Annotated in this window: 1 protein-coding gene; it reads left to right on the forward strand. The window is 70.8% G+C overall.

Annotation, left to right across the window (positions count from 1 at the left end):
- The coding region (locus ABZ845_RS31835; protein WP_360987002.1) for an AMP-binding protein at positions 1–2,544 on the forward strand (2,544 nt) is incomplete at both ends.

Here is a 2,544-nt window from a genome sequence, read left to right on the forward strand (position 1 = left end):
ATGGTGCCGTCGGCGTTCGTCGTCCTGGAGACGCTGCCGCTGACGGTGAACGGCAAACTCGACCGCCGCGCCCTGCCCGCACCCGACTACACGGCCACCGTGGGCCGGGGTCCGGCGACGGTCCGGGAGGAGATCATCTGCCAGGCGTTCGCCGACGCCCTCGGGCTGTCCGCGGTCGGTGTGGACGACGACTTCTTCCGGCTGGGCGGGCACTCGCTGCTTGCGGTGTCGCTGGTGGAGAGCCTGCGCGGCCAAGGTGTCTCGGTGTCGGTGCGTGCACTGTTCCAGACCCCGACCCCGGCCGGGCTCGCGGTCGCGGCCGGTGCGGAGCAGGTGGCGGTACCGGCGAACCGGATCCCCGGGGGCGCCGTCGAGATCACCCCGGAGATGCTGCCGCTGGTCGAGCTGGACGCCGCAGAGGTGGACACGGTCGTCGCGGCGGTCGACGGCGGCGCGGTCAACCTGGCGGACGTCTACCCGCTCGCACCGCTGCAGGAGGGGATCTTCTTCCACCACCTGATGGCCGTTTGGGAGGGCGGCGAGGGGGACGTCTACGCGATGCCGTTCGTCCTCGGCTTCGACTCGCGCGACCGGTTGGATCTGTTCCTCCGGGCGTTGCAACAGGTGGTCGACCGGCATGACATCTACCGCACCGCGATCGTGTGGGAGGGCCTGCGCGAGCCGGTGCAGGTGGTCTCCCGCCGGGTGGAACTGCCAGTCCAGGAAGTCGTGCTGGACCCGCAGGGCACCGACGCTGTCGAACAGCTGCTCACAGCAGCCGGGTCCTGGCTGGACCTGAGCCGGGCCCCGCTGATGCGGGTGCACATCGCCGCCGACCCGGGCGCCGACCGGTGGCTGGCCGCGCTGCGGATCCACCACCTGGTGCAGGACCACACGACGATGGAGGTGCTGCTCGCCGAGCTGCGGGCGATCCTCTCCGGCCGTGCCGACTCGCTGCCCGAGCCGCTGCCCTTCCGTGACTTCGTGGCGCAGGCCCGCCTCGGCGTGACGGAGGACGAGCACGAGCGATTCTTCACCGAGCTGCTGGGTGACGTGGACGAGACCACGGCCCCGTTCGGCCTGCTCGACGTGCATGGCGACGGCACCGGCGTGGACCATGCGCAGATCGCCGTCGCCGACGAACTGGCCGTCAGCTTGCGCGGGTTGGCGCGTGCCTTCGGTGTGAGCGCGGCCACGGTGTTCCACCTGGCGTGGGCGCGGGTGCTGGCGGCGGTCAGCGGCCGGGACGACGTGGTGTTCGGCACCGTGCTGTTCGGCCGGATGAACGCCGGTGCGGGCTCGGACCGGGTGCCAGGCCTGTTCCTCAACACGTTGCCGGTGCGCGTGCGGGTCGGCGAGACGGGTGTGGCCGAGGCGCTCGACGGGATGCGGCAGCAGCTGGCCGAGCTGCTGGTGCACGAGCACGCCCCGTTGTCCCTCGCCCAGAAGGTCAGTGGTGTGCCGGGCGGCAGCCCGCTGTTCACGTCGCTCTTCAACTACCGCTACGACCAGGCAGCCGCCGAGCAGACCGGCGCCGTCCTGGCCGGCATCACCCTGCTGACGTCGCAGGACCACACCAACTACCCGTTGAGCGTGGCCGTCGACGACCGTGGCCCCACCGGGTTCACTGTGAGCGTGCAGGCGGTCGGAGTGGACGCCGACCGGGTGTGCGCGCTGCTGCACTCCGCGCTGGACAACCTGGTCACCGCACTGGAGACCGCCCCGGACACCCGCCTCGCGCGCGTGGACGTCCTCAACGACGCAGCCCGGCGCCAGGTGCTGGCGGAGTGGAACGACACCGCCGTAGCGCTGCCGGAACTGACCGCCTCCCAGCTGTTCGAGGCCCAGGTGGCACGCACGCGGGACGCGGTGGCGATCATCGCCGACGGTGCATCGGTGACGTACGCGGAACTGGACGCGCGGGCCAACCGCCTGGCGCACTACCTGGTCGATCAGGGTGTTCAACTGCAGCGGCCGGTCGGGTTGTGCCTGCCCAGGGGCGTTGAGATGATCACCGCGATTCTGGCGGTGTGGAAGACGGGGGCGGCGTATCTGCCGCTGGATCCACAGTATCCGGCAGAGCGCTTGGCATTCATGCTGGCGGACAGTGGGGCGGGTGTCGTGATCGGCCGAGGAGAGCTGCCGGCGGATGTGCCGGTCGCCGGGCTCCACGTCGTTGAGCTGGATGACCCGGAGGTCGCCGCTGCGGTGGCCGGGCAGTCGGCTGCGGCACCGGAAGTTGACCTGAGGTCTGCCCAGTTGGCGTATGTGATCTATACGTCGGGGTCGACGGGTCGGCCGAAGGGTGTGGCGGTGTCGCATGCGGGTGTGGCGTCGTTGGCGGCGGCTCAGGTGGAGCGGTTCGCGGTGGACGCGGGGAGCCGGTTGCTGCAGTTCGCGTCGGTGAGTTTCGATGCGGCGGTGTCGGATGTGGTGGTGGCGTTGTCCAGTGGTGCGGCGCTGGTGGTGGCGGATGCGAAGGAGTTGCTGCCGGGTGCGGGTCTGGTGGAGGTGGTGGCGCGGCATGCGGTGACGCATGTGACG

Origin of the sequence: Streptomyces sp. NPDC047022 (assembly GCF_040644155.1) — a bacterium.
Lineage (GTDB): Bacteria > Actinomycetota > Actinomycetes > Streptomycetales > Streptomycetaceae > Streptomyces.